A 24,971-nucleotide genomic window follows, 5' to 3' on the forward strand; every position below is an offset into this window, starting at 1 on the left:
TTAATAGATGATTACTTCAATCAGTAATTAATTTAATTAGCAATTACTTCAATCAATAGTTACCTGTGATACTGCACGTAATAACACAGCGTTCCCAGTAGATAAAGTAAGCGTAACTCTTGATGTGGTCACAAACGAAACGTTTTTGCCGTCTTTTACCCAACTCTCAACCGTCTTAACGTTTGCTTTAGCTTGTGAGCCAGTAGTGACAATGTTATCAACGCTGATATCATAGCGATAGTTTGAAGTTTGATTCCAACTATCTTGCAGTAATTTTAAGTAAGCATTTTTGTCAAGGCTAGTAGATTTTCCTTTTCTAGATAATGAAATCAATGCATCATCAGACACTAGGGTAGCAACTTGGTTGATGCTTTTATTGTTAGCAGCTGATTTCATTGCAGCTGCATAGTTCTGCACCAAGCCTTCACTCATCGTTGCTGCTTGGGCATTAATAGCAACCGTACCAACTACAGCCGCTAGCGTAGCTACGCTAGCACTTTTAATAAATAGAGCTAATAGCCCTTTATTCCATAATCGTTTCATTGTGATCCTTAGCGGTATCTCTTTTATTATCTAGTTTTTGTTAAGTGGCTCTATTCTATTGATATTTTTATAATCGAATGAGCTGTTTGACATATCAACTTTGATATATCGGCATAGTCATTATCTATACTTATTTGACGTCGTACCTGATAAGAAATAATAGGTTGCCATGACAAGCTACACAGTACAGTTAATCCACTACTTAAAGTTAATTTAAGCTTTTTAAGAGGCAGTTTTAGCCTAGCATTAAATCCTCACACCCATGTAACGTCATGTGTAATTATTGCGTGCATACCTGCCTATTCTCCTACTACATATAGCCAATAACTTTTTTCAAAAACTTTCAGTAGCTTATCAATGAGTTTTAAGGTTTCGTATTATCATCTATCGTCTGTTCATCATCGTTAAGCTTCATGCCTAAACGCTCTACTCGTCTGTCCATCATTTGTCGTGCTAATGCTTGCATATCTTCAACACGATCTATCTCATCGACAATCTCAAGCCCTAATAAAGTCTCGAAGACATCCTCTAAAGTCACTAGACCTTTAACCTCACCATATTCACCTACCGTGATTGCAATATGAATACGGTTTTTTAGCATTAATTCTAATAAATCGAATAGCTTCATTTTTGAGAATACAAAAGTAATCTCGCGTTGAAACTGCGTTAACGGCTTATGCATAGCATGATTGACTTTCGCTAACAACATATCTGTTTTTAATACAAAACCAGTAATATTATCTAGATCACCATCATAAATAGGTAACCGCGAAAAAGTCAGTTTTGGACGATCAGCCAGTACTTCGGCGACTGTTTTGTTCTGCTCAAATGCCAGCATCACCGAACGCGGTGTCATGATATCTTCGACTTTAATCGCGCCAAACGCGAGTAAATTACGAATGATTCGTGATTCTAATGGATCGATTTGACCTGATTCTTCGCCAATACTAGCAAGAGCTGCAAACTCGCGACGACTAAAGACATGAGTCTCTTTACCGCGCACAAGCAATTTGGTCAAACGCTCTGAGAACCAAATGAGAGGATATAGAAGAAGAATAATACCACGTACAAAGTAAGCCACCATACCGCTTAACTGACGCCAATATACTGTTCCTAATGTTTTTGGAATAATCTCAGATAAAAACAAGATTGCCAAAGTCATAATCGTAGAAAACAGTCCAAACCAGGCGCTACCAAAGACAATCGTTGCCTGTGCACCAGCGCCAATCGAACCTAACGTGTGTGCTACAGTATTCAACGTCAAAATAGCCGCTAGCGATTGATCAATATTATCAATCTTCAGGCGTCTTAGCATATTTGCTTTTTTGGGATTGCTTTCTTCAACATCAGCAATATATGACGGGGTCATACTGAGTAATGCTGACTCTGCTAAGGAGCAGACAAATGACACACCAATGGCAATAGCAACAAAGAATACTAACAGAGCAATACTTGCAGCAGTTGGGGCAGCTATGGCCGAAGCTTCAACAGCCAATGCTGAATGAGGTAAAAAAACCATTGGTACAGCTATCAGCGCTGATAAACCAAATGCGGACTTATTGCTAGGGCATGTGTAATCATGTGTCGTCGGGGGAGGTTCAGCAGACGCTTCTTTACGATAAGCGCGCGGACGACATAGACGAGGTATAAACGAAAAAGTGGTGAACAAGTTAGGTAACCTAAACAAAAAAGAGAATGAAAAAGGATAAAATACAATGAGTTTTATTGCTAGTAAATATAATGACTGGTAGCAGTTAGCTCTCATCTAATAAAAATAGCACTGTGTAATAGAGCTACAAACCAGCTACTATCAGCATCGACAAGAAACATAATCAACAATTTGATATTAGCACCGATGCTTATATTTAACAATAAAATGTCATGCTATCTACCTGTCTAGAAAAAATCCATTATAAATAAAAAGTGGTGCGGTTAGCATGGCTATTCATGGTGTTAAACAGATGTAACTTCAATATCTGGTTACGTAATATAGTCTTATATACAGCCGCTTTTATTTTTATAGATAATGCTTTAAAAGGATTGTCGTAATAGATATCGGCTGCTAGTATGCCAGTGCGCCAAGGAAAATACACTCATCCCATGATTAACAGTTACCAAGCTTGGGATTTTTTGTTACTATGCGTTTAATTTTACTATTATCTATAATTTATTGAGAGAGATATGGAAGCATTCGGTCAAATATTATTACCAGTCGCCTTTTTTGCTATTTTTTACTTTTTAGTGATCCGTCCACAGTCTAAACGTACCAAAGAACATCGTGCCATGGTAAATGCTTTGACCGTTGGTAGCGAAGTGATTTTTGCTGGCGGACTTATGGGTCGTATCAAAGGCCTTGAAGGCGACTACGCTATTGTAAGCTTAAACAACAATACCGACATTAAAGTACAGCGCGCTTCTGTTATTTCAGTATTGCCTACAGGTACTATAGAGAGCGTATAAATGTTAATGGTAAAGCTTCACGCCTAACATTCATTATCTTAGTATCAACCAGTATATTGATAAAAATGGCCGTTAACGTTTTACGGTCATTTTCTGCTACTAGATTGTCAAATTAGTTACCTAACTGACTGACGATAGCGGACTTACCTTCTATCGTATATATTACGATTCATAGTGTAGTCGTTTTATGATGCTTAGCTTTACGTTCTCTTATCATAGCGGATGATCTCAATGGTGAATAATTACTCATACTAATTGCGGTAGTTATCCATTGTAATCACGAACGTCCCATCTGCTGACTTGTGGCCTGCGTCGCCAGTACTTTATCAACTTAAAGAAGTGATTATGCAATATCCCGCTTGGAAATACTTACTCATTACCGTCGTGCTGATCATTGCTGGTCTGTATGCTGCTCCCAACCTTTATCCTGATGAACCTGCTGTGCAGATTACTAGTGCTGCAGCGGGTACTCAGCTATCTGAAGGCATTTTGACCGAGTCAGAAAGCCTGCTAAAAGAAGCTGGTATAAGCTACCATGATGGCACTTTTGAGGGCAACAGCGCACTGGTACGCTTAGACAATCCAGTCTCTCAGCTCAAAGCACAAGAAGTCCTAAAGAAAAATCTTAGCGATGATTATGTGGTTGCGCTTAACTTAGCACAAACAACACCGCAGTGGCTCCGTGATATCGGCGCAAAGCCGATGAAGCTGGGTCTAGATCTACGTGGCGGGGTACGTTTCGTTCTAGAAGTGGATATGGACAAAGCCTTAGAGCAGCGTCTGACCAGTGCGAGTCGTGACGTGCGCCGTGAGCTAAGGGCCGAGCGTGTCGCAGTCAAAGGCATTAAAACTGAGGCTCAAGGTATCATATTGCATTTTGCTGATACCGACGCGCGTAACCGTGCGCAAAATGTTTTACAAGGCTCAATGGGGTTGAATTTTAGTTTGCAGTCCTCTATCGATGACCAAGGCCCTGCGCTAATCATGGCATATAACGATGCGACGCTGGATGAGATTAATAGCTATGCAGTTAATCAAAACTTAACGACCCTACGCAACCGTATTGCTGAGCTTGGCGTTACCGAAGCCTTAGTACAGTCACAAGGTGCTAGCCGTATCGTTGTCGAGTTACCTGGTGTACAGGATACCGCTGAAGCCAAACGTGTACTTGGTCGTACTGCAAACCTTGAGTTCCGCCTAGTCGCTAAAGACAGCGAAAACTTCATGGGTGGTATACCTCCTGCTGGTACTGAATCGTTCCCGTTCGAAACGCTTGATGGTCCGCCAGTATTACTAGAGCGTCAAGCTATCGTCACTGGTGATAAGGTCACCAATGCCCAGACCAGTCTTGATGAAAGCGGTCGCCCTGAGGTCAATATCACTTTAGATAGCGCTGGCGGGAAGCTCATGCAAAACGCTACCCGTACTGCTGTTGGTGACCAAATGGCGGTATTGTTTATTGAAAATAAGCAAAGAATCACTTACGAAGAAGACCCTACTACTGGTGAATCTGTCGAAGTACGCACTCCTTATGCTGAGACCAAAGTCATTAACCGCGCTAATATTCAAGCGGTATTAGGCTCATCATTCCGTATTACAGGGCTTGATAGTAATGCTGAAGCTGCTGAGCTTGCACTACTATTACGTTCAGGAGCACTGGCTGCACCGATGTATTTCGTTGAAGAACGGACGATTGGACCTTCATTAGGTCAAGAAAACATTGCTAAAGGTCTGTTTTCTACTCAGGTCGGTTATCTATTAGTATTCGCCTTTATGATTATTTTTTATCGCTTGTTTGGGGTAATTGCCAACGTAGCGCTAGCAGTTAACGTCATCATTATCATCGCGATTATGTCAATTTTAGGCTCATCGCTTACCTTACCGGGTATTGCTGGCGTGGTCTTGACCATCGGTATGGCGGTAGATGCCAACGTACTAATCTTTGAGCGTATCCGAGAGGAGCTAGCGAACGGGGTGCGGCCAAAATCTGCAATCGTAGCAGGCTTCGACCGTGCTTTTAGTAGTATTTTCGATGCCAATATCACCACGTTGTTGGTCGCATTTATCTTATTTGCGATTGGTACTGGTCCGATTAAAGGCTTTGCGATTACTTTAGCTATTGGTATCGTCAGCTCGCTGTTTACCGCGATTTTGGTAACACGTGCACTGGTACAAATTGCTTATGGTAAGCGTAAATCTATCAAACGTTTGAGCATCGGCTAGGAGAATAACATGGCGATTGAACAGAATAATCCCCCAAAGAATGACAACACGCCGACATCTAGCAGCTCAGGTGGCGGTGCAGGTGACAGTCCTAACGAAAACAACAAACGTCGTCGCCGTAACAAGCCACGCCGTGATGGTAAAGGTAGCAATACCCAAGCTAATAATCCTACGACTGCAAAAACTGGCAAAGATAAGTCTCGTCGTAGTGCTCAAGGCACTAAAGATAATCAGGCATTGAGCACCCAAGCATCTAACGCTGCTGTTGATAACAATCATAACCACCTGATTGATAGTGCTGCTGATGACGCTGCTGTAAAAGAAGGCGGCATTAAAGCGGTTGGTAATCAGCGCATTATTCCATTTATGAAGATAGAAAAGCCTATGGCAATTTTATCTCTATTGATGGTGATTGGTAGTATCATTGCGATTGCTGTGAATGGCCTTAACTTAGGTTTAGACTTTACTGGCGGGGTTTCAGCAGACGTGCGTTATGAGCAGCCTGCCGAGCAAGTCGAAGTCGTACAAGCGCTGGCTGATAATGGTTTTGATGATGCTGTCGTACAGTATCTAGGCACCCGTCAAGAGCTATTAGTACGTTTGCCACCACAATCTGATAATATTGACGGACTAAGCGCAAGTCTGACTCAAGCACTAGCCCTACCCAATAATAATGCTGATATCAGTAACGTTAATATTATCGGTAGCCAAGTCGGTAATGAGGTGTACTTAAACTCAGTAATGGCTTTAGTGCTGGCACTGGTTTGTATGCTTGGTTATGTGGCCCTACGCTTCCAATTTAAGCTATCGCTTGGCGCAGTAATGTCATTATTTCATGATGCTATCGTCACCATCGGTGTCTTTGCATTATTCGGCTTTCCATTCGACTTAACCGTATTAGCAGCTATCTTGGCATTGATTGGCTATTCATTGAACGATACTATTGTCGTCTATGACCGTATTCGTGAAAACTTCCGTCGTGTCCGTGGCATCAGTCCTTATCAGACGGTTGATCTGTCATTAACAGAGACCCTGCGTCGTACTATTATGACTATTTCAACGGTATTGTTAGTTGTATTAGCAATGATGTTCTTGGGCGGTGATGGATTGTATTGGTTCTCAGTAGCACTATTCATTGGTCTACTTGCTGGTACTTATTCATCAACCTATATCGCTAGCTCTATCCCTCTTCGAATGGGTCTATCACGCGATGATTTCATCGTTAAAGTGAAGCCTGAGTTTGAGGAAGAGATTGTTACTTTCAATGACCCAAAGATGTTTGAACAAGATTAATCTTAAAAAGTTGTTTGGATAATGCTGACTTTTAACAATAGCAGCATTGTCCTAAACATAACTAAAGCATCAAATAAAAGCACCTATTAGTTAGGTGCTTTTATCTTTATATAATTACCAAATATATCGAATAGTACAAGCTCATCCCGCACCTATGCAATACACTGACGGGTACTATCATCTGTGTTTTATGCACAAGCGATCATTTTATGCCAACGACTACCCCGCCAAAAGCTATGCTACCTATTGATACTCGCTATACGCGCATTATCGCGATTGCCGTTCCAGTATTACTAGCAAACTTAGCGATGCCACTACAAAGCGTGATTGATACGGCTATCGTCGGCAATATGAATGATGCAGCAAAGCTTGCAGGTATGGGGCTAGCGATACAGCTTTTGTCCCTATTACTCGTTAGCTTTAACTTTTTGCAGTATGCGTCTTCTGGTTTATCCGCACAGGCTTTAGGGCAACTTGCTGATAATAACGACTCTATAAACTTGCAGCATAAAGCATCACCGCTCCTGTCTATTTTGCAGCGTGCGCTCTTACTAGCCGTCGTCATTGGTCTAGTGCTCCTACTAGCGAAGCCTTGGCTCATAGATTTTGGCTTGCAAGCGTTGTCAGCCAATCCTGATAGTGGTGCTGCTGCAAAGATTTATCTAGATGTGCGCTTTTGGGGTGTCATAGCTGAGCTAATGAACTTTGCCTTTATTGGCTGGTTTGCAGGGCAAGGTAAGACTCGCTATATGCTCTATCAGCAAGGTTTTATTGCCATCCTTAATATCATTCTGACGCTATTTTTTGTCTATGGTATGCAGTTGGGAATAGCTGGCGTTGCTCTAGGGACTACTATCGCATTTTGGTCAGGGGTTGTATTAGCGTTATGGCTTAGTCGCCGGAATTTGCAATTGACTTGGATAGCCTTTTTTGAGGTTGATCCACAGCACTTTACTAAAAACAAAATGCTTAGGCTATTCTCGCTAAATAAAGATATTTTTATTCGTACGCTCATTTTAACCTTAAGTTTTGCATGGATTACTCGTCTATCCGCTCAAAGTGGCGATTTGGTTTTGGCAGCCAATGCAATTTTATTGCAAGTATTGAGCATTTCAGCCTTCGCACTTGATGGTGTGGCAGTGTCAGCTGAGACCTTAAGTGGTCAAGCAGCAGGGCGGCGAGATTGGCCGCGCTTTCGTATTATCGTAAAGCGTACAGGAGTGGTCAGCTACGGTCTCGCCTTACTGTTAAGCGCGATTTGGTGGCTTGCAATGCCTACCTATCTAGATCTCATGACCAATATTGAAACGGTCTTTACCTTAACCAATGCTTATCAAGGTTATGCGATATTGCTACCACTCATTGGTGTGGGCGCTTATTGGCTCGATGGAATATTTTTTGGTCTAACCGCAGGCCATGTCATTCGTAATGCCGCCTTGATATTAGCCGTTATCTTTTTTCCGCTTAGCTGGCTGCTATATCAGCAGTGGGATATGACGGGTATTTGGCTCAGTGTTTGGTGCTTGTTATTATTACGCATGTTTATTCTCAGTGGCTTTTTATACCATGCACATAGAACAGGTAGCTATGAAAAATTACAGCCAATTTGATAGCCTACAAAAGAGGCCTAATTTGAAAGAAGCTTAGCTTGAAGGAAACATAGCTTGAAGGAAACATAGCTTGACAGTCATCATTTACGTGAACAAAAATTTGTAACGAAAAAGTCTTTAATAAATAGCAAAGTCAGACAATCTTAGGATATCTCGTGAACACTTACTCTGAACAACATCAAGACTCTACCTATCAGTGGGCAGAGGGCTTCAAAAAAAGCATTCCAGTTGCCATGGGCTACCTACCTGCAGGTATCGCCTTTGGCGTTCTTGCTCAGGTCGCTGGAGTGCCAATATGGGCAACTATTATGCTGAGTATCGTCTTATATGCGGGCGCTGCACAATACGCTTGTCTACCGATGCTTAGCGCCGGTTTGCCGATTGGTAGTATCGCGACCAACATTGCAGCCATCAACCTACGTCATGTGTTCTACGGGATGCCACTGCTACAGTATTTCCCTACGCATAAACTGGCTAAAGCTTACTGCTTATTTGCACTTACTGATGAGACATTTTCAGTAATGACTAGCTTACCTAATGAGACGCGACGCGCACTCATATTACCGATAAGTTTGTTTAACCAAAGCTGGTGGGTATTGGCCTCTATCATTGGAGTAATGATAGGCAGCGCTCTTAGCGACTTGGTGCCACACTTAGACTTTGCATTGGTTTGTTTATTCGCAATTTTGGCTTACGAACAATTCCAAAGTATCAAACGCTACTTCCCTATTGGTATCGCTGTCATTGCTTTGGCTATCGCCTCACTATTTACTAGCAACTGGCTGTTGTTAGTAGCAATCACCATTTGCATGCTGATGATTTTGGCGCGTGGTTTTTGGGTACAGCGTAAAGTAACAGGAGAGACTAATGAATAGCAGCTATTTGATTGCAGCCACTTTCGCTATGGCCGGAGTTACTTTTATTACTCGTGCTATTCCCGCCTTGATACCCAAAAAGCTTCTTGATACGCCTTGGCTGCATCGACTAAATGAGAGCCTACCGCTATCAGTCATGGTGTTATTAATTTTAACTAGCCTCTCCTATCAAGACTTATCCGCTAGTACCGGGCTAAATAGCGCACAAGTACAATTATTACTGGCTCAGATTGGTGCATTAGCGCTAGTGCTCATTGTGTACCATGTCAGCCGTCAGTTATTGGTAAGCATGGTCGTCGGTATCGCAGCGATTAATGCTCTACTTTGGCTATTAAATAACTTTTTAAGTTAATAGTTTTTTTAAACTAATAACTTCAAATTAGACACAATAAAAAAGGCTGGATTCATAATGAATCCAGCCTTTTGTCTTTAAATATCGTCATCTCTTAAGCTATATAGCTGCTTAAAACTCTTCCACACCCATCATATCGACAGGAGTATCAGCGACAACTTGTACGCCTTTCTTGCCTGTTTTAGCGGTTTCACTACGCTGCTCTTGCAGGTGATCAAGGTAAGCTTCATTGATTTGACCAGTGATATAGCAACCGTTAAATACGGCACAATCAAAGCCTTCCACTCGGCTATGTTTCGTATCTTTTACCGCATCGATAAGATCATCTAAGTCTTGGAAAATCAGACGATCAGCACCGATGATATTACGCACTTCTTCAACACTATGCCCTGAAGCGATAAGCTCGCTACGTACTGGCATATCAATACCATACACGTTAGGGTATTTTACCGGTGGCGCAGCACTGGCGAAAAATACCTTTTTCGCGCCTGCATCACGTGCCATTTGAATGATTTCATGACAAGTAGTACCACGCACAATAGAGTCATCAACCAATAAGACGTTTTTGTCTTTGAACTCTAACGGTACTGCGCTAAGCTTTTGGCGTACCGACTTTTTACGTTGCTGCTGACCTGGCATAATAAAGGTACGACCGATGTAGCGGTTTTTCATAAACCCTTCACGGTACTTAATATTCATCTTAAGTGCCAGCTCCATCGCTGACGTACGCGAAGTATCCGGAATTGGAATCACTACATCAATATCGTGATCTTCGCCCCATTCATTAAGGATTTTCTGACCCAGTTTTTCGCCCATACGTAGGCGAGATTTGTAGACAGAGATATTGTCCATAATAGAATCTGGACGCGCAAAATAAACGTATTCAAAAATACAAGGCGTGTACTCTTGTTGCTCTACGCATTGATACGTATGCAGCTTATGATCTAAATCAATGAAGATAGCTTCGCCAGGTTTAACATCACGGATGATGCTAAAGCCACAACCTGTCAATGCGACTGACTCAGAGGCAACCATATACTCTGTGCCACCGTTGGCAGCTAAACGTTCACCAAAAATAAGTGGACGAATACCATTAGGGTCACGAAATGCTAATAAGCCATGACCCGTAATCATTGCTACTACGCCATAAGCACCTTCACAGCGAGCATAAACTGCTTTTACCGCTTCAAAAATATCATCAGGCGTTGGATGAGTTTTGCCTAAGTTTTGCATCTCGTGGGCAAGCACGTTTAACAATACTTCAGAATCAGAATCGGTATTTAAATGACGACGATCATCTTGATATAACGATTTAGCCAAGCTCTCTGCATTGGTCAAGTTACCATTGTGTGCCAAGGTAATTCCATAAGGAGAGTTTACGTAGAATGGCTGCGCCTCCGCACTGCTTGACGTGCCCGCAGTAGGATAGCGAACATGACCAATACCGAACTTACCAACCAGTCTGACCATATGGCGGTTCATAAAAACATCACGAACCATACCGTTTTCTTTACGCAAGTATAGGCGCCCATCCTGCAAAGTCACAATACCGGCGGCATCTTGACCACGATGTTGCAACATAGTTAAGGCATCATAAAGAATTTGGTTGACTGGCTCATGAGCTGCAACCCCAACGACTCCACACATAGTTATGTCCTATTTAAAACCATACATTAGTAACGCAATAACGGCAAACTTAGTGGCAGTGATATGTGCCAGTTAACCGATGACCTGATGATATTTATATACTGATAATTACTTCATTGACAGTAGAGTGCTACTATCTTTAAGATTCAATTGATATAAGAATAAAGATACCGTTTAATTTAAGAATATAGCTATTATAATGATGACACATAAGTGGCAATATTTAGATTATGCATTATCAACAATAGAAATTTATATTTTAAATATTGTGGATGCTAAATGATATTGAATGATAATTTATCAAGGTGTGTTATTAACGCTTATCTATCGAAGCTAACTAATTTTATCATAGCTAGGACTGATTTATCTGTTCCCAAGCACCGCCTAACACATCTGATGCTAGCGTTTTAGCCATCGGTGCGTAAGGAAGCAACTCAGGTGCTAATACAGAAGTTTGCCACTGCGGAAGCTGTACCAATAATGGTGCGCTGACACTAAGAACCACTAAAACCACAAGGACGTTTTTGGCAGCACCTAGTACACCGCCCGCCATTTTATCTACCACGCCCAAGCGTAAAGTTTTAAGCACCCCTGAAAATACAAACGCTACCAAATGCATAACAGCTAATACAACGATCACTACCAACAAAAAAGCCGTTGCCATTTGTAGCACAGGATTTTGTACCAATCCTGATAACTGCGGGGCAATCGAACCTGCTAGTCGAGTAGCAACAATCAAGGCAATGAACCAACCTACTAAACCCACTGCCGTTTTAATCAGACCTACTTGAAAGCCGCGCCATAAGCCAATAAGAACAACAATGGCAATTACGATATCTAAACCACTCATATTTACCACCTTATTATCCTATCGAACCTACTTCAATTAACTCTCTTGCGCATCATAATAGCCGCCAATAGCTTGAATACAAGACTGTACTAACCCTGGGCCACGATAAATAAGACCCGTATAAAGCTGTACCATATCGGCACCTGCTTTAATCTTTTTGACGGCTTTTTCACCGCTATCAATACCACCAACACCTATGATAGCAACTTTACCATCCAACTGATCTGAGAACTGTTGCAAAATCTGGGTACTAATATGACTGACTGGACGACCAGATAAACCGCCTGCTTGGTCACCATCAATCAGATCCTCAACACCTACTCGGCTCAAGGTCGTATTGGTCGCAATCAAACCATCAATTTCAAAGTCTAATAGTTGCTGCGAGATATAATCAACTTGTAGCGGGTCTAAATCAGGGGCAACCTTTAGTACTAGAGGCACATAAAAACCATACTCCGTCGCCAGCTGGCTATGGCGGTTTTTGATTACATCTAACAGCTGAGTTAATGCCTCACCACTTTGCAAATCACGCAAATTCTTAGTATTCGGCGATGAGATATTAATCGTAATATAGGAAGCATGCGGATAGACACGCTCTAAACAATACACATAATCATCAGCAGCGTGTTCAACAGGCGTGCTGGCGTTTTTACCAATATTAATACCGATATTGCCTTTATACTTACAGCGTTTGACATTATCAATTAGATAATCAACACCCTGATTATTAAAGCCCATCCGGTTAATAATCGCATCTGCCTGTTTTATTCTAAATAACCGCGGCTTGTCATTGCCGACTTGTGGTTTGGGCGTCACCGTGCCCACTTCAATAAAGCCAAAGCCTAACTCAGCAAGCGCGTCAATATAATCACCATTTTTATCCAATCCTGCCGCTAACCCAACAGGGTTAGAGAACTGTAAACCCATGCACTCGGTTGGTTGCATGGATTGACCATATACCAAGCCCAAAGCACGTGCTTTATGAGCTTTAGCTAATAGAGACAAGGTCATATCATGAGCGTGTTCGGGGTCCATCTTAAACAAAAACGGGCGAAGTAAGGCGTAGGACATAATGACAATAAACCCTGCTTGGATGAAAATGATGAATGGAATAACATGAATGAAGCATTGAGCGTCATAAAACGCTGCGATTATATCAGCTTAACAGGAGTAAAACCAAAGTTTCATACCTAGTATTCTTAACAAAAACTTAATATTAGACTTAATTTGACAAGCATCAATGACAGCATTAATAATTAACAAACTTATGGTACAGGACGCTTGTCAGTGAGCGCAATCCAGCCTCTCACAATACGGTATAAATGCCAGATGAAGGTGAAAGTCATAAGTAACACACCAAACCCAGCTAATAAAAACGAACCAATAGCTATATTGCCGCTATCGGCTAACATGCTGACGCCAAAGCCACCTAATGCAAAGGTGATGATAACAGTACCAATAACAAAAAAGACAGTACTGTACCAAAAAGTCTTAATCTGCCAGTCAAAATGTGTCGCTAGCCATGTGCCATCAGCATCACGACGTTTGCCGTAATTCATTATAATCGGCACAACCCACAATAATCCTGCGGTAAAGTAACTGACCACGTAAAGCAAATAAGTTATATGGTTATAAGTAATTAATGAGCGCTGCTTTTCTTCAGTCAACAGCTGGCCTCGCCCATGCATAAGGCTGTGCGTCGCCTGTGACTCAATAAAAGATTCAGTCGTTTGCGTCCGAGTACCTGAATGCTCATCGAGATTATGATTAGGAGACTGGTTCATAATAAATATCCATAACTGACAGTAGCCATTAACTACTCAATTGTGGCAAATGCGACCGTTTTCAAGATGCAAGTCTTTAATGCCTGAGCTATGCTCATGAATGGTCTGATCTACGATGAGCGTTTGATATTGATGAATCTACAAGTAGTTTTTAACAAGAGCTTTCAAAAGTAGTTTTCAGAGTAGCTTTTAAAAGTAGTTTTCAGAGTAGCTTTTAAAAGTACTAAGAAGTGACAGTCGCTTGCACTTGCATCTGCTTGGTAGCCAAATCCTGCTGCATCGATAGCTGAGTGAACTGCCACCCTTGCTGTTCAAGCTTACCAAGGGCGGCACTTACAATCGCTTGGCTAGGATGACTAAAGCTCAGTTGCACCCCTTCGCCATTAGCAACCACTTGCGCATTATCGATACCAGAATTATTTAACGTAGCATTCACACGACTAGCTGGTGGCATCGTATCAGCACCATCTTGACTATTGGCAGCATTTAATGCATTTGGATCAATGTTACCTGCCTGCGAACGTAGCCAAAAATAATCAGCGACCTGCTCTTGGTAATCGGACTTACTGTCTTTAGCAGCTTGATGGACGCTATAGCCACCGTAACCACCAATGAATAATAGTAGAAATAATAGCAAAACAGCTAATGCTAACTGATCACGAGGAGATAATGCCTGCCAGCGCGACCATAGGGCATTTTGGTAGTTACCGACGCGTTCTGATAACGCATTGGTGACTGGCTGATTATGGGTAGCACGGCTAGGTTTAGCACGGCGCTGTAATAGTTTCATTACCTGACCTTGATGGATGGTATAAAATTTGTCTATGAATTCGTAGTTAATAAATGAATAGTAACTGACTATTAAACACAATGGGTAGCAACCAAATTGGCGCATGACTATAACTGTCAAAAACTATGATCGTCAAACCCTCATAAATTTATAAGCTATAAAAACTTAAGATTGAGCTGAGCTATCTATGGCAGCAGGATCATTTTCGATATTAACAGTAATCTGGCCACTAAACTGCCCCTGCTCATTACTATTGACCCGCTCTAAACTAGCAGCGATACCTTGGCCAGTCAATGTGCTAGCAAACTGATCGAGACTACCACGCTCTGGCGCTATCAATGTAAAGCTCAGCGCGGTTGGTTCCATAACCAACGCCTGTGCATGTAACGAGGATTGCTTAATAAGCGGTGATATCCGTGCCAATACTGCTAAATGTGAAGCTGATTCTTGGCTGTCGCTACGTAGTTTTGGCTGCATCTGCACTTGCAGCTTAGTACGACTGGTATTGAGCACTTCATCAGGGAACCAAGATTGATACTGAACTGCGATTGCTGTCTGCGTGGCATCGGTTGCAATATTATAGCGATAGATTTGCAAGCCATCGGTTGCCATTTGCAATACCAATGCTGACAGTGCGACCATCATAGCTATCCGCAAATAAGGTGATAGCTGGGTATCTGATGACTTAACAAAGAAATTAAGCGCATGCCGTTCTGGAGTTTCAATTGGCATGGGAACAGTGGATAGCGGTGTCAATAATATCTGCTGTTCAGTCAATAAAGCAGCTGTTTCTGTCGCGATATTAGAGTCTAGTGTCGATTCTGTTGCTGGTTCTAAAACAGTCTTCTGCAAATCAACATGATTGTCCACCATATCATTAAATGCATCAGCTGGAGAGCCAACAGTTGTCTTAACAGTTGACTGTATTGAGCGTAGTAAACAGACTTCACTTAAATGCGGTAAGCGCTCAAACATTAACGGTAAATAACTGACCGCTAACCCTTGGCGCTGCGATTGTCGCAATAGAGCGGTATATTGATCTTGATATAAGACTACTTGCTGGCCTGCCCCTTCTTCAGGAATAGGCAACAGCAAAAAATCTGGTAGTAACGCATTGATACTTAAGCCAACCAAAGCGGCGCTCTGTTTCCATGCTTCTATATCACTCTCAGCCAATGCGTACAGATGATGTGCATGGGTATCACTAATCTGGCGAACGGCTAACTGCTCAACTGGTGCTAGTGATGTCTCTTCAAATAAATACTGTTTGCCTGTGCTACCGAGCTGCTTAAGCTGGGCTGCATTAAGCTTGGTATCGACTTGTAATAAATGACTGGAAGGAAAATACAGACACAGTGATGTATGGCTACTTCTACTATTGCCGTAGATATCATACAGTTGCTGCCAGCCGCTAACAGATTGCCACTCTTTTGCATCAGCATGCCAAACTGCTAACGGACTATGTTGCGCTCTTATCCAAACATGTAACACCAAGCGTGTCCTTACTTATGAGACTAATTATTAAAATAAAACCAACCATTAATTAATACGGCTGCTGCGGCACAAAACGGTCTATTTCTGTTGCCATACCGGTCATGACAAATTCCATCTCAAAAACGCGCGCTTCAGCCAAAGCAAATGACTCAGGACTATCGCCAGTCAGTAAACTGGCAAGATAGGCGATGATAGACATATGGCAAACCACGACCAAAGATTCTGCTTCAATCTTTGCAATATCTGCTAACGCTACATGGGCATCATCAGATGGGGTAATATTATCTTGTATCGTAACTGGCACTGTAGGAGCGCGCGATTGCAACTCAGCTAACGTTTGCTGCGCTCGTTTATAAGGGCTCACTACAAAGTGGTCTGGCGCATAACGCCCAATAATATAATCAGCTGTTTGTGAAGCTTGCTGTTGTCCATAGTCGGTCAGTTGACGTGCACTGTCTGGACGAGTCTCATCTTCTGCTTGCCCATGACGCATCAATATAATTTTCATAATATTCCTTTAGCAAAGCTTCTTATGTGCTGTTTTATCGAACTCACTTTTTGTCTTTATTAACATCATCTTTGTTAGCAGTATCTTTTTTAGCAACTTTATTTTTAGCTGAATCATCATCAGTATTAGTAACGTTTTCAGAGTCTTGTTCTTGGTCTTGGTCATCTGAATTCTTAGCAGCCGCTTGCATCTGGGCAGTAAGCGCAGCATTACTATAATCATGTGGCATTACAAATTCGACATCGCTACGGAACCCTGCTTCCATCAAATGCAATGCAACACCTAATGCCGCTTTATCTTCATATATGACAGCATAGAGTGCATGGGTAATCGGCATATATATGCCTTCTTTAGTCGCTTTTTCATGCACTTGCTGAATGGTATTGACCCCTTCAGCAGTTTGTCCAAGTTTCTTTACTGCCGCATCAATGCTCATTCCGCGTCCGAGCATATTACCGATTTGATAGTTACGGCTCAGCTCTGAGCTACAGGTGGCATATAAATCACCAACCCCTGATAAGCCTAAGAAAGTTAATGGATTAGCACCAGTCTCAACTCCGAAGCGACTCATTTCTGCTAACGCGCGCGTCAACAGCATAGCTTTAGTGTTCTCGCCTACATCGTATGCAGCAGCCATACCCATGGCGATCGCATAAATATTTTTGAGCGCACCGCCAAGCTCTACCCCATGAATGTCATCGCTGGCGAATACTCGAAAGAATGCACTATGCAACGCTGCTTGTACCGCATGACGCAGTGGCTCTGAATGACTAGCAATTACCGTAGCCGACGGCATATTTTTCATAATCTCAATAGCAAGGTTTGGCCCTGACATAACCCCAAAGTTTACTTCTGGCAACTCATCTTTGATGATGTCGCTCATCAGAGCAAAGGTATCTTTTTCCATACCTTTAGTTAGAGATACAATCGATTGCCCCGTAATAAATGGGGCGATATTTTTAAGAGTTTCACGGAAAGCTAAGCTCGGTACGGCAAGAAAGATAATATCTTTATCTTTAACCGTTGACTCTAAATCATGGCTATACTTAAGGCGATCATCCAACTTGTAACCTGGCAGATATTTTTTATTCATCTGCGATTTAGCCATGGCTTTAACCGTACGCTTATCGCGAACCCAAAGCGTCGCATCACAACCATTACGCGCCGCTAAGTTTGCCATTGCCGTACCAAAACTACCACCACCTAAGAATGCTAAGCGCAATTGAGCTGGATTATCACGTACCTGCTCCATATTCTTAGCGACATCTGCTTCAACGGAACTAGGGTTAAGCTTTCTACGTCCAAGCCCTGATTTGGTAGCACGCTCGATAATGCTTGCCAGCAGCCCACTAGATTTTTCAGCATTGATTTGGTCTGAATCTGTATCAGTGGCCTTTTTATTAGGAACTACTTTATCAATAGCCTCTTTCTTAGGCTTTTTATTAGAAGTATTGTTTTCAGTAGAGCTTGTCATATCTAGTTATCCGTGTTGACTGCTTATTTCATTTAGGCAGATTACACTGTCTGCTTAAAAAGGTATAGCGTTATGTGAGGCTTTGAGTTTGACACTTAATCATATCAGCTATGATTAAGTGTCAATAGGTTGATAGATTGACACTTATGATTCGAAGCGTACTAATGGCTCGATATCAATAGATTTACGTGTAGGTTCATCCTTAGGACTGGTGCCAGTATAAACAAAAGCCGTCACATAATCATCTGGACCTACATCGAAATATGCTTTTACCGCTGGTTCGTTACATAGTAATCCAGTGCGCCACACCGTACTGAAACCTTGCGCTTTTAAAGCTAAAATTAGATTTTGCACAGCGGCGCCCGCACTTAACATTTGCTCAAAAGGAGGCACTTTTTTGTGCGCCTGCATGTGGGTGACGACAGTAATGATAAGCGGTGCACGTAACGGCATCGTATGGGTTTTTTTTATGGTTTTTTCAGACAACTCTTCACCATCTTGCAGCGCTTTTGCTTGTGCAGCCTCAACAAGCGCACGACCTAACTCATGACGAGCATCACCTTTAGTCACTATAAAGCGCCATGGACGCAGCTTTTTGTGATCAGGAGCTGTTGCAGCGCACTCAATGGCAGCTTCGATCTGAGAACGAGTCGGCGCTGGAGCATCCAGATTACCCATACTGCGTCTTGAGTTAATCCAGCCTATCATCTCTTCGCTCGTGAGCGGGACGCTATCAGTCGCTATATTCTCAACAAGTATTTTTTTATCGTTTTTATCTTTATTGTCGTCAGTTTCCATTATTTATCCTTGCTTATTGTTGTGAAATGCCAGCGCTATTTTATCGATTAAAGCTATTTTATTATGAATGTAATATTGTTGTAAAAATCATTTAAAATACTCACTCATAAATGCTATGAGTTAAGATTAAGACCAACAGTAAACAAAGACAGCCACCTTTAACGGCTGTCTTTCAAAGAATAGTAATTACGCAGCGTCAACATCTTCAACGCGATGCTCCATTCTTAGGTAATCTTCTGATTGCATTTCAAGCAAGCGTGAACGCGTACGTTCAATCTCAAACGCCAGCTTCTCCCCTTGATATAACTCAAGAATTGACTGCTCCGCGCGTACCAACAGCTTAACGCGGCGATCATAGAACTCATCTACAAGATAAATAAAACGGCGCGTCGGATCACGTAAGTCATCGTCTAATGCTGGTACTGCATTGACCAATACCGTATTAAATTGCTTAGCGATTTCAATAAAGTCCGAAGCGGAACGCGGCTCCATACATAGATGACGAAAGTCGCAGAATAAGATATCTTCGGTGCGGGCATTGATTTTGATTTCACGACCATTAATGATGATAGGCTCGTTACTGATTTTTTGATTATTAGATAAGCTGGCAAAACGGTTGGCTAACCAATGGTGATTGGCTTTGGTCATAGGCGACTCGTACAACTCCGCTTGCTGCAATACGCGCAAACGATAATCAATGCCAGAGTCGATATTCATTACAGTGGTATGACGCTCAACTTCAGCGATAGCGGGCATAAAACGATCACGATGCAAACCGTCTTTGTACAGTCCTGATGGTTCAATGTTTGAAGTCGCCACTAAAGTAACGCCACGATTAAACAACATGGTAAACAAATCGCCTAAAATCATAGCATCAGAGACATTGGAGACAAAAAACTCATCGAAACAGATAATCACTGCTTCTGCATAAATAATATCAGCAACTTTTTCGAGTGGATCACTCTCGCCTTGTATCGCATTTAACTCGCGATGCACGCGCTGCATAAAGTGATGAAAATGCTGACGCATCTTGCGATCAATGGTCAATGAATCATAAAACATGTCCATCATCCAAGTTTTACCACGACCAACCCCGCCCCACATATACAGACCTTTTGGTGCGGCAGGCTTGGATTTTAGAAAGCTAAAAAAGCCTTTTTTCTGTTCTGCACTACTATTGAGCTGATGATAAAGCTCATCAAGGTAGCTCATGGCCTGATATTGCTGCTCATCTCGAGTAAACTCATCAGTACTGATAGCTTGCTCATAGCGTTGCAATGGGGATAATCTCATAATGCGACTCATCGTTAGACAAAATAATTAATTGTGTTTGGACTACTCTATACAGTTGACACGGCTTAATTTAAACCATATTTACTGACTAAAACTGTGCTGTTCAAGCAGCTTCTTCAATTCGGATAAGCGTCCATGGAAAAAATGTCCTGCGCCGTCCACGACACTGACAGCAAGCCCTAAGCGGTCAGCAAAAGCCTGCATATTCTCAGGGTCAATAACCTCATCAGCATTACCGTAAATCTCAAAAGTTTTATCAACTGGTAAGCTCAAATCACTACTGTCGTTCTTTTCTACTGATGGCGCAATAAGGGCAACTTTTGAAATCTCAAAATCACTCAACCCCCAAATATGCGAGGCATCAAGCACCTGCTCAGCAACGCGCGCTGTGACATAACCGCCAAAAGAAAAACCACCAAGCCACAGTTTGCGGGCATTGGTTTGTTCTGCAATCCATTGTAGCACGGTCATTGCGTCCACTACTTCACCTTCAGCATAATCATGCGCACCAGTTGACTGCCCCACACCGCGGAAGTTAAAACGCACCACATGCATGCCATTATCGCGTGCAAAACGGTACATAGTCGTGACTACTTTATTATTCATCGTGCCGTCGAACAGCGGATTGGGATGACAAAGTAGTGCCACCGTATCAGTATTCGCATCATTCGGATTATCTTGTTGCCATAGTGCGTCAACTTCGAGCACGCCAGCAGGAGCAGGAATCAATTGCATAGACTTACTTACTAATTAAGAATGGATACGTTAATTATCCTAGATATGATTTATATTTCAAGTGATTTGCTGTGTACTGGTGGTGTTTGTCTTGTTTTTGCTCTATCACAATTAGCAATCTTATCGCGTTTTCAATTAATTCAACGGCAAAATGCAATATCACTGCAATATCGAACACAATAACCGCCTAGACACTTAAGAGTCGAATAGGTTAGATTTACGCTGTCTATGAATAAACTGATTAGATGACGAGATAGTTGCCTAACTCATATTTGATTTTTATACTTAAGTTTTAATGTTTGATTTTCATGTTTAATTTACAGGAACTAGGAATAATTTATGAATACTTTTAATAAGACCGCAACCTTAACGGCTACTTTAGCCGCAGCTCTCGCATTGAGCGCTTGTCAAAGTACGCCTTCATCTCCTGTTATCCAGCGTGCCAACTCTATTTATGAGACAACTGGCATTGCAGATACCAAAGTAAAAGCTCAAAAAAATGCGATAGACAGTGCGCAAAAAACTTGCCGAAGCAAGCAAGTTATTATTGTCGATGACAAAGTCAAATATAACGGTATTTTAGATGAACGTGCTGGCCGCATGGTTGGGCAGGCCGGTGCAGTCCTCGGTTCAATTTTTGGTACTGGCTCGCCAGACTTGTCACGTAGCGACGACTATGAGTATACGATCAACTTCCGTTGCCAATAACGTTAACATTGCTCAGAAAAACACTGTGATTTAGCATTTAGCCAATAAGTCTGCGAGAATAATAATATATTAATCGCAGGTTTGTTGGCTTCTCTTTTTGTGTGTGCATTTTTAAGTTAAACTATCCTGTTCAATGTTTAGCACCCCCTAGTCAACCTGTAAGTCTTAACTACCTTTGGTCTACTATTATGCGTAAACCCAATCTTTCAAATGTTAAACAAGCTAAGGTCTTAGCGCCCGCAAAAGATTTAGCGACTCTAGAGGCCGAACTCGCTGAGCAAGAGAATAGTCTAGAATTAGAAGACACTGTCCTGCGTTTAAGTGACTACTTGTCAGCGGTTGAGATGGTTATCAAGCAGACCTTTGACCATCGTGTATGGGTAAAAGCAGAAATTCGTAATCTGTCTAGCAAAGGTGGACATTATTACTTTGAATTGGCAGAAAAAGATGACGATGGTAAAGTCATTGCCAGCTGCCGTGGTAACCTCTGGCGCTTTAAAGCCGCACGCGTCTTAGCGAAGTTTGAGCGTGCAACCGGTATGCCGCTTGACCGTGATTTGACGGTACTCCTTAAAGTATCGGCAGGTTTTCATGCGCAATATGGCTTCTCGCTCACCATTGAAGATATTGACCCCAGCTATACACTGGGAGACTTGGCGCGTCAATATGCGGAAATGGTCGACCGTTTGACGGGTGAAGGACTATTACACCTGAACCAGCAGTTGCCTACCCCATTTGATATCGAACATGTGCTGGTCATCGCCCCTGAAAAGGCTGCCGGATTGGGCGACTTCCAAGCCGATGCAGATCGCTTAGCCAGTACAGGTGCTTGTCATTTTCATTATCATAATGCTACCTTTCAAGGCAATCACGCCCCGAGCGAGATCCGTCAAGCAATCGTCAGCGCCCAACAGCAATTCCAAGATACTTATCAGCGGTTGCCAGATTTATTAGTAATTATTCGCGGTGGTGGTGCGGTAGGTGACTTGGCTTATCTCAATGATTATGAACTCGCCGCCCTAGTTGCCGAGCAACCTATCCCTGTGTGGGTTGGCATTGGTCACGAGCGTGACAAAGTTATCTTAGATGAGGTCGCGCATACTAGCTTTGATACGCCATCTAAAGTGATTGCAGCTATCATGGCGCATTTAGCCCAGCTAGTCACTCAGACGCTGCAATACCAAGCACAAATCAAACAAGCTGCTCAACGGCAGTTGAATATGGCTGAGCAAAAAACGTCACGCCAGTTAAGCCAAATACAATCACAAACGATTGGTCAGCTAACCGCACTGCAAAAAGACAGTGATTATGCGTGGCGTAGCATTCAGCAAAGCGCACAGCGCCAAGTTAAGCAAGCAGTAAGACTAACAAGCGATCTGCGCGCGCAGACTCAATCCTCTGCTTATCAGCAGTTAGCAATCGCTGCTACTTATAGTCAAGACTATCGAAAAACTGTGATGCAAAGTGCTCAGCAACACGTCATACAAGCACAGCGTGACAGCGAACATCTACGTGACATTGTACTCTTGCATCGTCCTTCTCGCGTGCTCAAACAAGGCTATACCATGCTTACTGATGCAAAAGACAAGCAAATACTGACCAGCAGTGCGCAGCTTTATCCTGAGCAAACGGTACATATTGTCTTAAAAGATGGTAAAGCAAAAGCACAAATTATTGATGTGGTGGCCAAGTAGTTATAGTCTATTTACTATAAAAGACACAGGTCTACTGGGATAAATTTTGCGCAGCCTCTGGAGTGACGAAGTCGCACAGCAATCAAGGAAAATTTGTACCAGCAGCCGATTACAATGGGTGTACTTCTTTTATTTAGGATCAACCATAATAAGTAATATCAACAACCATTGAAATCAAAACTTTTAATGACTATTTATCCACCTTTTTTCTTAACCTTAGACTTGAATATTAGGAAACCTTATGACAACCCCTACTCGCCGACGCAAAAAAGCCGCCCCAAAAACCTTTAAGGCGGCTTACGATATTCTAAAAACTAATGCTGCTGAACTACAGCAGCAAGATGAGCCGGATATCGATAATTTGATGACCACGGTTGAAGAGTCGATTGCTGCTTATCGCGTTTGCGAAACCCGTATCAATGCCGTACAACAAGCACTAGATGCAGCTTTTGCAGAAGAAGTAAAATCTGAGGAAATAGATAGCTAAATTATATCTACTCTGGCTCATCAACCTCAAAGACTTGGCGCAGATAGGCAAGATAGGTATCATTATTGATCATGGTCTTGCCTGGGCTGTCAGACAATTTAGCGACTGGCTGCCCATTGCACTCAACCAGTTTGAGGACGATATTTATCGGTGTGATGCCCATATCATTGGTGAGATTGGTACCAATGCCAAAGCTGGTCTTGATTTGACCCTTAAAGTATTGATGCAACTCCCAAGCATTTTCAAGATTCAAACCGTCACTAAAGGTCAAAATCTTAGTCTTAGGATCTATCTTTAACTTTTTATAATGAGCAATTGCCTTATCACCCCAGATATATGGGTCGCCGCTATCATGACGCAAACCATCAAATAGCTTGGCAAAATACAAGTCAAAGTCACGTAAGAACGCGTCCATTCCGACAACATCTGTCAGCGCAATGCCTAAATCGCCACGATACTCATGCACCCACGCTTCAAGGGCGGCTTTTTGTGAATCACGCAAACGCACATCCAATGCCTGAAATGCCTGCATAAACTCATGCGCCATGGTACCGATGGGTGTCATTCCTAGCTTTTTTGCCAAATAAACATTTGATGTACCGCTAACGATATTTGGTTCAGCTTTGTGCAAGGTCTCAACCACATGAGCTTGCCAAACTTTACTAAAGCGTCTACGAGTACCAAAATCAGCGACGATAAATGGTGGTGTATCATGACTATACTTTGCTTGTTCCTCTGCATATTGATGCAACAACGCAACTTTTGCGTCCAGTCTACGCTGTCCTTCTTCAATGACACTAGGATCTGATAAGGCATTGAAATATAACTCATTTACTATCGCTAATACAAAAACTTCGAAGAACATCGCCTGAATCATAGGCCCTTCGATATCGATGCATAAACGGCCTTTGCCATCGGTACTGACAGTAATAAAACGACGCTTCAGCTTAAACAATTCCAAATAATCAACGAAGTCTGAACGAATAAAGCGCAAACCACGCAAATATTCCAATTCATCTTCTAAAAATCGTAACTCACACAAGCTATCTAGTTGATGCTCTAACGAGTCTTTGATGTCGGCTAACGGATAAGCCGTGTCTTTATTATTGCGGCAGCGAAAGCGATAAACGCCATGCGTCTGCGGAAACTGATGCAACATGGCTTGTAACATCGTAAATTTATACAAATCGTTATCGAGTAACGAGGTAATAATAGGTGCATAGGTAACGGTCATGCTATGGCCTTAAAAACGCAAAAATAAGAAATAAACGTCACCAATACGTAAAGCGACATAATATAAGGGCGATAAGCTTACAACGCCTACTAAGCGTGAGTTATCAGTAAAAAGTTAAG

At 42.2% G+C, this 24,971-nt stretch carries 23 protein-coding genes; 9 read left to right on the plus strand and 14 right to left on the minus strand.

Going from position 1 to position 24,971, the window contains the following annotated elements:
- Window positions 1-48: 48 nt before the first annotated feature.
- Together AAEY87_RS08660 and AAEY87_RS08665 are read right to left on the minus strand one after the other, a co-directional pair.
- A complete protein-coding gene (locus tag AAEY87_RS08660; protein WP_068036061.1) occupies window positions 49-543 on the minus strand; it encodes a hypothetical protein in 495 nt (164 codons plus the stop codon).
- Between the two features lie 364 nt (window positions 544-907).
- Window positions 908-2,062: a CNNM domain-containing protein gene (locus AAEY87_RS08665; RefSeq protein ID WP_440453679.1), complete on the minus strand. Its 1,155-nt coding sequence runs from the start codon at window positions 2,060-2,062 to the stop codon at window positions 908-910.
- 662 nt (window positions 2,063-2,724) lie between these two features.
- Between AAEY87_RS08665 and yajC the strand changes: the two genes are divergently transcribed.
- The 6 genes from yajC (at window position 2,725) to AAEY87_RS08695 (ending at window position 9,356) form a co-directional block, all read left to right on the plus strand.
- Complete coding sequence (gene yajC, locus AAEY87_RS08670; protein ID WP_068036063.1) at window positions 2,725-3,003, plus strand: preprotein translocase subunit YajC; 279 nt, start codon at window positions 2,725-2,727, stop codon at window positions 3,001-3,003.
- A 345-nt stretch (window positions 3,004-3,348) separates the two neighbouring features.
- Window positions 3,349-5,226 carry a protein translocase subunit SecD gene (gene secD, locus AAEY87_RS08675; RefSeq protein WP_068036066.1) on the plus strand — a complete coding sequence of 626 codons (1,878 nt, stop codon included), beginning with the start codon at window positions 3,349-3,351 and terminating at the stop codon, window positions 5,224-5,226.
- A gap of 9 nt (window positions 5,227-5,235) precedes the next feature.
- The gene (gene secF, locus AAEY87_RS08680; protein WP_350656832.1) at window positions 5,236-6,519 is read left to right on the plus strand and encodes a protein translocase subunit SecF; all 1,284 of its coding nucleotides are present in this window, start codon (window positions 5,236-5,238) and stop codon (window positions 6,517-6,519) included.
- A gap of 209 nt (window positions 6,520-6,728) precedes the next feature.
- On the plus strand, window positions 6,729-8,129 hold the full coding sequence (locus AAEY87_RS08685) for an MATE family efflux transporter (protein WP_350656833.1): 1,401 nt from the start codon (window positions 6,729-6,731) through the stop codon (window positions 8,127-8,129).
- 233 nt (window positions 8,130-8,362) lie between these two features.
- Window positions 8,363-9,004, plus strand: coding sequence for an AzlC family ABC transporter permease (locus AAEY87_RS08690; RefSeq protein WP_350656866.1), 642 nt, complete (start codon window positions 8,363-8,365; stop codon window positions 9,002-9,004).
- On the plus strand, window positions 8,997-9,356 hold the full coding sequence (locus AAEY87_RS08695; RefSeq protein ID WP_068328017.1) for an AzlD domain-containing protein: 360 nt from the start codon (window positions 8,997-8,999) through the stop codon (window positions 9,354-9,356). The genes AAEY87_RS08690 and AAEY87_RS08695 overlap by 8 nt, the downstream gene beginning before the upstream one ends.
- Before the next feature lie 111 nt (window positions 9,357-9,467).
- Here the strand turns inward: AAEY87_RS08695 and purF are convergent, their stop codons facing one another.
- The 11 genes from purF to AAEY87_RS08750 all read right to left on the minus strand — a co-directional run bounded on the left by purF (window position 9,468) and on the right by AAEY87_RS08750 (window position 20,729).
- Entirely contained in the window at window positions 9,468-11,003 is a 1,536-nt protein-coding gene (gene purF / locus AAEY87_RS08700) for an amidophosphoribosyltransferase (protein ID WP_068036077.1), read from the minus strand.
- A 352-nt stretch (window positions 11,004-11,355) separates the two neighbouring features.
- Entirely contained in the window at window positions 11,356-11,853 is a 498-nt protein-coding gene (locus AAEY87_RS08705; protein ID WP_068328020.1) for a CvpA family protein, read from the minus strand.
- A 36-nt stretch (window positions 11,854-11,889) separates the two neighbouring features.
- Window positions 11,890-12,924, minus strand: coding sequence for a quinone-dependent dihydroorotate dehydrogenase (locus AAEY87_RS08710; protein WP_068036081.1), 1,035 nt, complete (start codon window positions 12,922-12,924; stop codon window positions 11,890-11,892).
- Window positions 12,925-13,118: 194 nt separating this feature from the next.
- Entirely contained in the window at window positions 13,119-13,637 is a 519-nt protein-coding gene (locus tag AAEY87_RS08715) for a DUF4870 family protein (RefSeq protein ID WP_350656834.1), read from the minus strand.
- Window positions 13,638-13,860: 223 nt separating this feature from the next.
- Window positions 13,861-14,427, minus strand: a complete 567-nt coding sequence (locus tag AAEY87_RS08720; protein ID WP_068328024.1) for a type II secretion system protein M — start codon at window positions 14,425-14,427, stop codon at window positions 13,861-13,863.
- A gap of 165 nt (window positions 14,428-14,592) precedes the next feature.
- Entirely contained in the window at window positions 14,593-15,918 is a 1,326-nt protein-coding gene (gspL, locus tag AAEY87_RS08725; RefSeq protein ID WP_350656867.1) for a type II secretion system protein GspL, read from the minus strand.
- Between the two features lie 52 nt (window positions 15,919-15,970).
- The gene (gene sixA, locus AAEY87_RS08730; protein WP_068036087.1) at window positions 15,971-16,429 is read right to left on the minus strand and encodes a phosphohistidine phosphatase SixA; all 459 of its coding nucleotides are present in this window, start codon (window positions 16,427-16,429) and stop codon (window positions 15,971-15,973) included.
- A 43-nt stretch (window positions 16,430-16,472) separates the two neighbouring features.
- Window positions 16,473-17,903 (minus strand): NAD(P)H-dependent glycerol-3-phosphate dehydrogenase, encoded by a 1,431-nt coding sequence (locus AAEY87_RS08735; RefSeq protein ID WP_350656835.1) that lies wholly within the window; start codon window positions 17,901-17,903, stop codon window positions 16,473-16,475.
- Window positions 17,904-18,047: 144 nt separating this feature from the next.
- Complete coding sequence (locus AAEY87_RS08740; protein WP_350656836.1) at window positions 18,048-18,701, minus strand: nitroreductase family protein; 654 nt, start codon at window positions 18,699-18,701, stop codon at window positions 18,048-18,050.
- A 186-nt stretch (window positions 18,702-18,887) separates the two neighbouring features.
- Entirely contained in the window at window positions 18,888-19,994 is a 1,107-nt protein-coding gene (gene zapE, locus AAEY87_RS08745) for a cell division protein ZapE (RefSeq protein ID WP_350656837.1), read from the minus strand.
- Window positions 19,995-20,075: 81 nt separating this feature from the next.
- Window positions 20,076-20,729, minus strand: a complete 654-nt coding sequence (locus tag AAEY87_RS08750) for an alpha/beta hydrolase (protein ID WP_350656838.1) — start codon at window positions 20,727-20,729, stop codon at window positions 20,076-20,078.
- A 339-nt stretch (window positions 20,730-21,068) separates the two neighbouring features.
- On the opposite strand from AAEY87_RS08750, the gene AAEY87_RS08755 reads away from it, so the two are divergent.
- The 3 genes from AAEY87_RS08755 (at window position 21,069) to xseB (ending at window position 23,618) form a co-directional block, all read left to right on the plus strand.
- Complete coding sequence (locus AAEY87_RS08755; RefSeq protein WP_350656839.1) at window positions 21,069-21,437, plus strand: hypothetical protein; 369 nt, start codon at window positions 21,069-21,071, stop codon at window positions 21,435-21,437.
- 188 nt (window positions 21,438-21,625) lie between these two features.
- Entirely contained in the window at window positions 21,626-23,131 is a 1,506-nt protein-coding gene (gene xseA / locus AAEY87_RS08760; RefSeq protein WP_350656841.1) for an exodeoxyribonuclease VII large subunit, read from the plus strand.
- 241 nt (window positions 23,132-23,372) lie between these two features.
- The gene (gene xseB / locus AAEY87_RS08765; RefSeq protein WP_350656843.1) at window positions 23,373-23,618 is read left to right on the plus strand and encodes an exodeoxyribonuclease VII small subunit; all 246 of its coding nucleotides are present in this window, start codon (window positions 23,373-23,375) and stop codon (window positions 23,616-23,618) included.
- A gap of 7 nt (window positions 23,619-23,625) precedes the next feature.
- Here xseB and pncB read toward each other — a convergent pair whose 3' ends face one another.
- The gene (gene pncB, locus AAEY87_RS08770) at window positions 23,626-24,852 is read right to left on the minus strand and encodes a nicotinate phosphoribosyltransferase (protein WP_068328031.1); all 1,227 of its coding nucleotides are present in this window, start codon (window positions 24,850-24,852) and stop codon (window positions 23,626-23,628) included.
- Between the last annotated feature and the right edge of the window lie 119 nt (window positions 24,853-24,971).

Origin of the sequence: Psychrobacter sp. S1-30-MNA-CIBAN-0213 (genome assembly GCF_040309845.1) — a bacterium.
Classification (GTDB): Bacteria; Pseudomonadota; Gammaproteobacteria; order Pseudomonadales; family Moraxellaceae; genus Psychrobacter.

Coding starts and splice junctions, on each gene's coding strand:
- AAEY87_RS08660 (WP_068036061.1), bottom strand. CDS start 543: ATGAAACGATTATGGAATAAAGGGCTATTAGCTCTATTTATTAAAAGT.
- AAEY87_RS08665 (WP_440453679.1), bottom strand. CDS start 2,062: ATGGTTTTTTTACCTCATTCAGCATTGGCTGTTGAAGCTTCGGCCATA.
- yajC (WP_068036063.1), top strand. CDS start 2,725: ATGGAAGCATTCGGTCAAATATTATTACCAGTCGCCTTTTTTGCTATT.
- secD (WP_068036066.1), top strand. CDS start 3,349: ATGCAATATCCCGCTTGGAAATACTTACTCATTACCGTCGTGCTGATC.
- secF (WP_350656832.1), top strand. CDS start 5,236: ATGGCGATTGAACAGAATAATCCCCCAAAGAATGACAACACGCCGACA.
- AAEY87_RS08685 (WP_350656833.1), top strand. CDS start 6,729: ATGCCAACGACTACCCCGCCAAAAGCTATGCTACCTATTGATACTCGC.
- AAEY87_RS08690 (WP_350656866.1), top strand. CDS start 8,363: ATGGGCTACCTACCTGCAGGTATCGCCTTTGGCGTTCTTGCTCAGGTC.
- AAEY87_RS08695 (WP_068328017.1), top strand. CDS start 8,997: ATGAATAGCAGCTATTTGATTGCAGCCACTTTCGCTATGGCCGGAGTT.
- purF (WP_068036077.1), bottom strand. CDS start 11,003: ATGTGTGGAGTCGTTGGGGTTGCAGCTCATGAGCCAGTCAACCAAATT.
- AAEY87_RS08705 (WP_068328020.1), bottom strand. CDS start 11,853: ATGAGTGGTTTAGATATCGTAATTGCCATTGTTGTTCTTATTGGCTTA.
- AAEY87_RS08710 (WP_068036081.1), bottom strand. CDS start 12,924: ATGTCCTACGCCTTACTTCGCCCGTTTTTGTTTAAGATGGACCCCGAA.
- AAEY87_RS08715 (WP_350656834.1), bottom strand. CDS start 13,637: ATGAACCAGTCTCCTAATCATAATCTCGATGAGCATTCAGGTACTCGG.
- AAEY87_RS08720 (WP_068328024.1), bottom strand. CDS start 14,427: ATGAAACTATTACAGCGCCGTGCTAAACCTAGCCGTGCTACCCATAAT.
- sixA (WP_068036087.1), bottom strand. CDS start 16,429: ATGAAAATTATATTGATGCGTCATGGGCAAGCAGAAGATGAGACTCGT.
- AAEY87_RS08735 (WP_350656835.1), bottom strand. CDS start 17,903: ATGACAAGCTCTACTGAAAACAATACTTCTAATAAAAAGCCTAAGAAA.
- AAEY87_RS08740 (WP_350656836.1), bottom strand. CDS start 18,701: ATGGAAACTGACGACAATAAAGATAAAAACGATAAAAAAATACTTGTT.
- zapE (WP_350656837.1), bottom strand. CDS start 19,994: ATGAGATTATCCCCATTGCAACGCTATGAGCAAGCTATCAGTACTGAT.
- AAEY87_RS08750 (WP_350656838.1), bottom strand. CDS start 20,729: ATGCAATTGATTCCTGCTCCTGCTGGCGTGCTCGAAGTTGACGCACTA.
- AAEY87_RS08755 (WP_350656839.1), top strand. CDS start 21,069: ATGAATACTTTTAATAAGACCGCAACCTTAACGGCTACTTTAGCCGCA.
- xseA (WP_350656841.1), top strand. CDS start 21,626: ATGCGTAAACCCAATCTTTCAAATGTTAAACAAGCTAAGGTCTTAGCG.
- xseB (WP_350656843.1), top strand. CDS start 23,373: ATGACAACCCCTACTCGCCGACGCAAAAAAGCCGCCCCAAAAACCTTT.
- pncB (WP_068328031.1), bottom strand. CDS start 24,852: ATGACCGTTACCTATGCACCTATTATTACCTCGTTACTCGATAACGAT.